The following is an 8,756-nucleotide window of genomic DNA, read 5'->3' as shown; positions in this document are numbered from 1 at the left end:
TTCAACGACCGGGCCGGGGAGCGCACCCTGGTCAAGCTGATGACCGACGGCATTCTGCTCGCCGAGATTCAGCGCGACCGTCGATTGATGCGCTATGACACCCTGATCATCGACGAGGCGCACGAACGCAGCCTCAACGTCGACTTCCTGCTGGGCTACCTTCACGGTCTGCTGCCGCGCCGCCCCGACCTGAAGGTGATCGTCACGTCGGCCACCATCGAGCCGCGGCGGTTCGCCGACCACTTCGGCGGCGCACCGGTGGTCGAGGTGTCGGGTCGCACCTACCCGGTGGAGATCCGGTATCGACCGCTCGAGGTACCGGTTCGCTCTGACGCGCAGGACAATCCCGACGACCCCGACGACGAGATCGTTCGAACCCAGATCCGCGATGAGGTCGAGGCCATCGTGGATGCGATTCACGAACTCGAGTCGCAACCACCCGGAGATGTCTTGGTGTTCTTGTCGGGCGAACGCGAAATCCGCGACACCGCTGAGGCTTTGAGCGACCTGCAGCATACCGACGTCCTCCCGTTATATGCCCGGCTGCCGACAGCGGAGCAGCAGAAGGTCTTCGCGCCGCACACTCGGCGCCGCGTCGTGCTGGCGACCAACGTCGCCGAGACATCCCTGACCGTTCCTGGCATCCGGTATGTCGTCGACCCGGGTAGCGCGCGCATCTCGCGCTACAGCCGGCGATTGAAGGTGCAGCGGCTGCCCATCGAACCGATCTCGCAGGCCTCTGCCCAGCAGCGGGCCGGGCGGTGCGGTCGCGTCGCGCCGGGCGTGTGCATTCGCCTGTACTCCGAGCACGATTACGACGCTCGGCCGCGCTACACCGACCCCGAGATCCTGCGAACGAACTTGGCCGCGGTGCTGTTGCAGATGGCGGCGCTCGAATTGGGCGATGTGCAGAATTTCCCGTTCCTGGACCCACCGGACCGGCGCAGCATCGGTGACGGTGTGCAGCTCCTGCAGGAACTCGGTGCGTTCGACCGGCAGGGCGAGATCACCGACCTCGGCCGACGGTTGGCGCGGCTGCCCGTGGACCCGAGGTTGGCGCGCATGATTGTGGCCGCCGACAGCGAAGCATGCGTGCGCGAGGTGCTCATCGTGGCCGCGGCGCTGACGATTCCCGACCCGCGAGAGCGCCCCGCCGACCGGGAAGAGGCCGCCCGCCAGAGCCACGCGCGATTTGCCGACGAACACTCTGACTTCATCTCTTATCTCAATCTCTGGAACTATCTGCGGGAACAACGAAACGCTCTTACCGGCAACGCATTTCGCCGAATGTGCCGCAGTGAATTCCTACACTATCTCCGGATCCGGGAGTGGCAGGACCTGGTCGGGCAGCTGCGTGGCATCGCGCGCGATCTCGGCGTCGTCGAATCCGCTGAGCCGGCCGACGCCGCACAAATACATTCGGCGCTGCTGGCAGGATTGCTCTCGCACGTTGGGATGCGCCGCGAGGACGCGAAAGAGTTTCTCGGAGCTCGCAATTCACGATTCGTCTTGACGCCGGGGTCGGTCCTGAGCAAGCGCCCGCCGCGCTGGGTGGTGGTGGCGGAACTCGTCGAGACCAGCCGGTTGTTCGGACGCACTGCGGCGCGTATCCAGCCGGAGGTGGTCGAGCGGGTGGCCGGCGACCTCGTGCAGCGCAGCTACAGCGAACCGCATTGGGACGCAGCGCGGGGCGAGGTGATGGCCTACGAGCGGGCGACGCTCTACGGCCTGCCGCTTGTCACCCGTCGCCGCGTCGGGTATGCCCGGATCGAACCGGCGGTGGCGCGCGAGTTGTTCATCAGACACGCACTCGTCGAGGGGGACTGGCAGACCCGCCACCACTTCTTGCACGACAACGCCCGACTACGGGCTGAACTCGAGGAGTTGGAGGAGCGGGCCCGCCGTCGCGACCTCCTGGTGAGCGACGACGAAGTCTTCACGTTCTACGACAGCCGTATTCCCGCAGACGTAGTCTCGGCCCGGCATTTCGACGCGTGGTGGCGCAAGCAGCGGCACACCACGCCGGAGTTGCTGACCTTGAGCCGCGACGACCTGTTACGCAACGACGACGCCGATGCCGAGCGGCCCGACACCTGGCAGTCCGGCGACGTCACGCTGCCATTGAGCTACCGGTTCGAGCCCGGCGCCGCCGACGACGGGGTTACCGTCCACATTCCGATCGACGTGCTCGCCCGGCTTGGCGGCGACGAGTTCGCCTGGCAGGTTCCCGCATTGCGGGAGGAGTTGGTCACCGCCCTGATCAGGTCATTGCCGAAAGACTTGCGCCGCAACTTTGTTCCCGCTCCCGACACCGCCCGCGCTGTGCTGGCCGGGATAACGGCGACGGACGGGGATTCGCTGCTGGCGGCATTACAGCGTGAATTGCGGCGTCGCACCGGCATTATGGTTCCCATCGATGCTTTCGACCTGGAGAAGCTTCCGGCACATCTGCGGGTGACCTTCGCCGTGGAATCCTCCGACGGCGCCGAAGTCGCACGGGGAAAAGACCTCGCGACATTGCAGCAAAGGCTGGCAGCGTCGGCGCGTCAGGCTGTAGCGACCGCTGTTGCCGGCGACCTGGAATGCACCGGATTACGAAGCTGGCCAGCTGATCTCGACGATCTGCCCCGGGCGGTCCAGCGAATGGTCGAGGGACGCGTGGTGCGCGGCTATCCCGCCTTTGTCGATACCGGCAACGCCGTGGACCTACGCGTGTTCGCCACAACCGGAGAACAGGCCGACGCGATGGGCGCCGGCCTGCGACGGATGATCCGGGTGAGTGTGCCATCACCGGTCAAAGCGATTGAACGCCAGCTTGACCCGCGCACCCGACTGCTGCTGGGCAGCAATCCCGACGGCTCACTTGCCGCTCTTCTCGACGACTGCGCGGACGCCGCCGTCGACGCGATGGTCACCGAACCGGTCTGGAAGCGCGACGCGTTCACCGCGCTGCGCGACCGGGTCGCCACGACTTTGGTGGCGGCGACGTCGGCCGTGGTGGGCGACGTCAAGGACGTGCTGGCCGTAGCGCACGAGGTGCAGGTGGCGATGCCCACCGAACCATCGGATGCGCAAGCTGCGGCGATCGCGGACGTCCGCGCTCAGCTGGATCGTCTGCTGCCCCGGGGGTTTGTGACCGCGACCGGCGTTGCGCGCCTTCGCAATCTGGCCCGCTACCTGACCGCGATCCGGCGCCGCCTTGGCCAGTTGAGCGGCGGTGTCAACGCCGATCGGGAGAAAATGGCGACGGTGCACGCGGTCCGCGACGCCTACGACCAACTGATTCGAGCGCTGCCGTCAGCACGCACCACCGCACCCGACGTCGCTGACATCGCATGGCAGATCGAGGAATTACGAGTGAGCTTGTGGGCCCAACAACTCGGCACCGCGCACCCGGTCAGCCCGCAACGGATCTACCGGGCGATCGATGATGCCGCGCAACGTGATTGACGCCGTGATCAGCTGCCGGCGCTGATGATCTTGATCGCAAAGATCAGGCTGTCGCCCTTCTCGATGCCAGCTTGCGGCATACCGTCGGGGTAACCGTCGGCTGAGCTCATCGCGACACCGACGGTGGAGCCGACCTTTTGACCGGCGATCGCCTTCTGAAAGCCCGGTACGACGCCGCCGAGGGGAAACTGCGCCGGAGTACCGCGCTCGTAGGAGCTGTCGAATACTTTGCCGTCACGACCGTCAACGCCCATGTAGCACACTGTCACGGTCGCCGTGGGCGCCACGACCGGGCCATCCCCGGCGTGCAAGGTGTGGACCTGAGTCTCGGACACGCTGAACGGCTGCGTGACAGTGATCAACGGTGCGTTCTTATCCGTCGAACCCGTCACCGCCACGCTGCCGGTTGCCCCGCTCAGCGTCCACTCCGGGGTACCGGGATCGCCTGGAGCCTGGGTCGGACAACCGCCGTCGGCGGTCGCGGTCGGCGACTCTGCTGCCGTCATGGCGGGTGCACTGGCGGGCCCGGTGGACGTGCTCGGCGCCGACGACGGCTTGTCTGATCCGCATGCGGAGAGCGCGAGCACCGCCCACGCAACGCTGGCGGCGAATCCAATGGTGGAGGACATCCGGGAACAATTCACGGTCGCCACGTTACCGCCGGTGTGCCCTGATCCATCGGGGTGACCGGGACGGCGGCCGTGGCGATGCGCCATACAGGCTCTCACAGCTATCGACGCCGCCGAACTTCCTGACGAATCGGTGATCAGCGCGATAACGCTGACCGAGTTGTCCGTGGGTCCGCACGTCACGCTCGGCGGATACTAGTTCCGGCGGGCGATGTATTGGGTGTTTTCGAAGAGGGCGATAGTCACGTCGGGGTCGTGGAGTACGCGATCGATATAGCGGCGGTGGGCGTCGATGTGTTCTGGGGGAGCACCAACTTCATGCAGGTAGGCGCCGGCGCATTGCTCGAATCCCAGGGCGTGCACGAGTTTGGCTGGAGTTATCGAGGCAATCGGTTGGTGTTGGTCGCGGCGCTCGATCGCGAAGCCGGCGCGGTGTAATGCTTCGGTGATTCGGTCGGCGACGTCGAACGACAGGCCTCGCGTTCTGCCGAGCGCGTACCACCAGGGCCGCCAGAGATCGCTGTGGGCATCAGCGGGGGAGAACGTGAGGCTGCCGACATCGGCGATCTCCAGCAGAAGCCCACCTTCGTCGGTGATCATGTCGGCCATCGCATTCAGTGCGCGGTCGAGGTCCCTGACGTGCATGAGCAGAAAGCGGCTGTAAACCCAGTCGACGTGCCGGCCGCCAAGGGGATCGTCTTCAAGGCTCGCTTGGATGAAGGTGACATTGGCTCGGTCTGCCAGATTGGTGCGTGCGACGCGCAACTGGTCGGGTGCGGCGTCGACGGCATAGACCTGGCCGGCAGCACCGACGCGGGCAGCGATTCGCTCCGTGACCCCGCCGTGGCCGCAGCCAAGGTCGGCGACGATGTCGCCGGGCCGCACTCCAGCGGCCTCCAGGAACGCTGAGGACATCGGATCGTAGAAACGGCCGAGAAGGCGCAAACGTTCCGCGTCGGCATCACCGATCTGCATGCTGTAGGCACCAGTCGACATAGCCGGGATTCCCTTCACGAGTCCATAACTCAATCGAAAAAGCGTCGAACCGGCTCCGCTGACCGCGAATCGGTGTCGTTATTCGATGAGGTTGTCGGCGGGTGGTCGTAAGCCGTTGTTGGTGAAGGCGGGAAGCACGTCAGTGAAGACGGGCATCAGGCTCGCCGGATCACCGTCCCAGGGAAGCGCCAGCAGTTGCGCGACGCTGCGCCGGCCACCGAAGGCGCGCAAAGCCTCAAAATCGGAGATGCTCAAAGCGACGAGGTCGCGTGCGGGGTGCAGGTCACCGAGTTGTACGGAGCCGATTGTGGGAGTGCTTAACCGCAGCGCCGGCAGCCCGGCTTGTCGGATGAATTGGTCACCCATCGTCGTCACGAAGCCCAGGGCTGCCTTGAACGCGAGATCACCGGCGCGCGAACCTGGCTCACCCAACGCGCCGCGGATGTCGTGCTCATGGGTCAAGGTGTCGAACACGAGCTGGCATACCCCGGCATCGGATGCGAAAGCGAGATTTGCCGACACCGAGTCCAGCGACTGCCGCCACAGGTCGAGCAGGTCGTCGATGCTGTGTCCGCCCAGCCGCGCGACCTGTGCGTCCGCCCAGGGCCCCGTGCCCTTCTTTTCCAAATTCAGCGCAACGATGTCCTGGGCAACGCCAGCCAGGTGCGCAATCACCTGTCCGATGGTCCAGCCGGGACACGCGGGGACTGCCAGCTCTGCGATGCCATCGCGCCCGCGAACCAGCGCGTCGACACGTTGGTAGATGAGACTGTAGGCCGCCCCCGCGTCACTGATCGGCATCAGTTGCGGCACTTGCCCGTAACCCATATTCACAGGCTTTCTCTTTCGCCAGCGTGCACTCGACTACCGCTGACGCTACACCAAAATTAAGTAAAGTAAGGGAATTATGTGGTAATAATAAGGCCGGGTAATCCAGTGGCGCGAAATCCCCGCAGGGGAGTGGCAGCATGCACCACCGGCCGCCGCCGGTTACAGCCATTGCCCGTATCACACGTGGTCGCCGTTGACGCGTACGCCTATCAGGCACACAATAGGTAGGTGGCTACGAAGTCTGAACGTTTCGCGGTGCGCCTGACGCCTGAGCAGGACGCATTGATTCGCCGTGCCGCCGAGGTCGAAGGGACCGACCTCACAACCTTCACTGTGTGTGCCACCGTCGCTCACGCTCGCGACGTACTCGCAGATCGCCGACACTTCCTCCTCGATGACGCTGCATGGGCTGAATTCGATATCTTGCTCAACCGGCCTGTCCAGTACAAGCCGGCGTTGGCGAAACTGTTCGATAAGCCGTCGCTGTTTGATCCCGACGCGTGAGTGGTTATAGCCTCCCACGGCCGATCAGCGAGTCCGACGACGTCGCAACCTTCGACAGCGGCGAGCCCAGCCTGGATGACTACCTGCGCACGCGTGCCCTGAACAACCACGTTGGCGGCGCATCACGCTGCTTCGTCACGTGCAGAGATGGGCGCGTCGTCGGTTACTACGCACTTGCGTCTGGAGCGGTGTCACACGCCGACCTGTCCGGCAAGTTCCGCCGGAACATGCCCAACCCGGTGCCGGTAATTCTGCTGTCGCGCCTCGCCGTTGACAGCAACCACCAGGGCTGCGGGCTGGGAGAGAACCTGCTGCGCGACGCTATTACCCGCAGCGTGCGAGCCGCCGAACAAATTGGTGTCCGCGCCACCCTTGTGCATGCCCTCCACGACGAAGCGCGCCGGTTCTACACCCGCTACCAGTTCGAACCGTCACCTGCAGACGCTCTCCAGTTGATGTTGCTAATTAAAGATGCCAAGGCGAGCGTGGCGGCGCTGCAAGGAGAAGAGGATGCCGAGCAACGTCGTCAGGTCGACCCGGTTGGCGCCGACGAGACGGCAGCGGCCGCCCGGGAAGCAACCGGCATCGTCGATCGCGATCACGACGCCGACGAGACTGTGCTGGGCGGTGTCGTCGAGGTTGTGGCGAGCTGCGATGTCATCTGACATCGCAGCGGCGGCAACGTATTCGGCCACAACCTGGTGCAGAGTTTCGTGATCGGCGACTTTCAAGCTGGCGTCGCCACCGACGGCTTGGCCGGTGCAGTCCTCGAGCCTCCGACCTGCCAGGGTGGTAACCCGCCGTAGACGATCTGGTCGTATTGTTGCCTGCCCCAAGTCCGATCGCGACTTGTGTGCCGATCCGGGAGATGGGCGTCAGCTAGTTCAACATGGCCGGGCAACAAGCTGGCCGCATCAAAAGCCTGAGGGCGGTCATTCGTTTGCTGGACTTCGATAGACAACCCGTAATCGCCCTCATGTCTACATTTCGTCTACACTTGCTTCATGGCAGCAGAAACCACAACAGTGCGCGTCCGCCGTCCCGATTCTGAGCGGCTCCAATCGCTGGCCAAGGCTCGTCAAATTGCCGTAGTCGACGTCGTGCACGCGGCCATCGAGGCCTTGGAACGGCAGGAATTCCTCCGCGGACTAAACGGCGATTACCAGCGCCTGCGTGCTGACCCCGAACTGTGGGAGCAGTACCTGGCCGAGCGTCACGAGTGGGACGCCCTGGCTTGATCTGGCGCGGGGATGTCTACCATGTCGATCTCGGCCGGCCGGTCGGCCACGAGCCGACCTTTCGACGCCCAGCGGTAGTGGTGTCGGTCGACATTCTCAACAACGGGCCGGGCGGGCTGGTGGTCGTCGTCCCGATTACGACCGCTGGTTATGGGCTGCGAAGCCATGTCGAGCTGGACCCAGAGAGCAGCGGGCTCGACCACACCTCATACGCGCGCTGCGATCAACTGCGAGTGGTCTCCGTCGAACGATTGTCATCTCGGCAGACAATAATCCGCCCAGACCGGATGCAGGCTATCGACCAAGCGCTGCGCTTCGTCCTCGATCTGTGACGGACGGCCACCCAACGCAGAAGAGCACTGCATTCGCAAACCTGTTGAACCGCAACCGGAAACGCGTGCTTTACTACCCGCCATATTCGATTCCGCCACTGAAGGTACCGCCAGCGGGTTGGCCAGTTGGTACGCAGGGGAGTCGTCATCCGCCAGCCGGGGGCGTCGTTTCAACCTAGGTCCTGCCCCGGTAACCGTGCGTGGAGTTTGCTGGATAGAGGATCGCGCCAAACGTCGACAATCTGCTAGCATTGACTGCAATGCAAGCAATGGGCGAGGGATGACCGATGGCGACGTTGACGATCCGTGATTTTGACGACGGGCTCAAAGCGGCACTGCGTGTTCGCGCAGCAGAGCACGGCCGATCGATGGAAGCGGAGGTGCGCGAGATCTTGCGCACGGCATTGCAACGCCCAGTGGGTGGTCCGGGGATGGCGACGCGGATTCGGCAGCGCTTCTCGGGAACCGGGGGGGTGGAGCTTGACCCGCCCAGCCGGACCGAGCGTCCACGTGCTGCCGTCCTTGACGAATGATCGTCCTGGATACCAACGTCGTATCGGAGCTGATGCGCCCAGCACCGGAACCTGACGTCACTCGCTGGGTCGACAGTTTGGATGTGTCCGACATAATGCTGACTGCCGTGACGGCGGCCGAACTGATGTACGGCGTCGCCCTGTTACCGAACGGGCGACGCAGACGTGAGCTTCGCGCAAAGGTCGACGGACTGCTGACGGAGGATTTCCAGGACAGGATTTTGCCATTCGATGCGCTGGCTG

The 8,756-nt window shown here is 64.4% G+C and carries 9 protein-coding genes and 1 pseudogene; 7 read left to right on the top strand and 3 right to left on the bottom strand.

Annotated features, from left to right (window positions below; genetic code table 11):
- A partial coding sequence (gene hrpA, locus AC2VOG_RS14500; protein ID WP_486940586.1) for an ATP-dependent RNA helicase HrpA occupies positions 1-3,450 on the top strand: 3,450 nt, incomplete at its 5' end.
- An 8-nt stretch (positions 3,451-3,458) separates the two neighbouring features.
- Here the strand turns inward: hrpA and AC2VOG_RS14495 are convergent.
- From AC2VOG_RS14495 to AC2VOG_RS14485, 3 genes are all read right to left on the bottom strand, one after another.
- Complete coding sequence (locus tag AC2VOG_RS14495; protein ID WP_486940585.1) at positions 3,459-4,094, bottom strand: FKBP-type peptidyl-prolyl cis-trans isomerase; 636 nt, start codon at positions 4,092-4,094, stop codon at positions 3,459-3,461.
- A gap of 180 nt (positions 4,095-4,274) precedes the next feature.
- Entirely contained in the window at positions 4,275-5,075 is an 801-nt protein-coding gene (locus AC2VOG_RS14490; protein WP_486940584.1) for a class I SAM-dependent methyltransferase, read from the bottom strand.
- Positions 5,076-5,153: 78 nt separating this feature from the next.
- Entirely contained in the window at positions 5,154-5,903 is a 750-nt protein-coding gene (locus AC2VOG_RS14485; RefSeq protein ID WP_486940583.1) for a maleylpyruvate isomerase family mycothiol-dependent enzyme, read from the bottom strand.
- 231 nt (positions 5,904-6,134) lie between these two features.
- Between AC2VOG_RS14485 and AC2VOG_RS14480 the strand changes: the two genes are divergently transcribed.
- The 6 genes and pseudogenes from AC2VOG_RS14480 to AC2VOG_RS14455 form a co-directional block, all read left to right on the top strand.
- Positions 6,135-6,410 carry a type II toxin-antitoxin system TacA family antitoxin gene (locus AC2VOG_RS14480; protein ID WP_486940582.1) on the top strand — a complete coding sequence of 92 codons (276 nt, stop codon included), beginning with the start codon at positions 6,135-6,137 and terminating at the stop codon, positions 6,408-6,410.
- Positions 6,407-6,898: pseudogene (locus AC2VOG_RS14475) on the top strand (GNAT family N-acetyltransferase); the annotation flags it as partial. The gene AC2VOG_RS14480 and the pseudogene AC2VOG_RS14475, both read left to right, overlap by 4 nt.
- 516 nt (positions 6,899-7,414) lie before the next feature.
- Positions 7,415-7,648 (top strand): hypothetical protein, encoded by a 234-nt coding sequence (locus AC2VOG_RS14470; protein ID WP_486940581.1) that lies wholly within the window; start codon positions 7,415-7,417, stop codon positions 7,646-7,648.
- Entirely contained in the window at positions 7,630-7,980 is a 351-nt protein-coding gene (locus tag AC2VOG_RS14465) for a type II toxin-antitoxin system PemK/MazF family toxin (protein ID WP_486940580.1), read from the top strand. Before AC2VOG_RS14470 ends, AC2VOG_RS14465 begins: the two co-directional genes overlap by 19 nt.
- 287 nt (positions 7,981-8,267) lie before the next feature.
- Positions 8,268-8,513, top strand: a complete 246-nt coding sequence (locus AC2VOG_RS14460; RefSeq protein WP_486940579.1) for a FitA-like ribbon-helix-helix domain-containing protein — start codon at positions 8,268-8,270, stop codon at positions 8,511-8,513.
- A partial coding sequence (locus tag AC2VOG_RS14455) for a PIN domain-containing protein (protein WP_486940578.1) occupies positions 8,510-8,756 on the top strand: 247 nt, incomplete at its 3' end. The genes AC2VOG_RS14460 and AC2VOG_RS14455, both read left to right, overlap by 4 nt.

The sequence above is a fragment of the Mycobacterium sp. TH-M11 genome (assembly GCF_057473725.1).
The sequence above is the reverse complement of the archived record's forward strand: the minus strand, read 5'-3'. Positions and strand labels throughout refer to the sequence as shown.

Excerpts from the sequence above, each read along its gene's own strand:
- AC2VOG_RS14460 (WP_486940579.1), top strand. The coding sequence starts at position 8,268 with ATGGCGACGTTGACGATCCGTGATTTTGACGACGGGCTCAAAGCGGCA.
- AC2VOG_RS14485 (WP_486940583.1), bottom strand. The coding sequence starts at position 5,903 with ATGGGTTACGGGCAAGTGCCGCAACTGATGCCGATCAGTGACGCGGGG.
- AC2VOG_RS14490 (WP_486940584.1), bottom strand. The coding sequence starts at position 5,075 with ATGTCGACTGGTGCCTACAGCATGCAGATCGGTGATGCCGACGCGGAA.
- AC2VOG_RS14470 (WP_486940581.1), top strand. The coding sequence starts at position 7,415 with ATGGCAGCAGAAACCACAACAGTGCGCGTCCGCCGTCCCGATTCTGAG.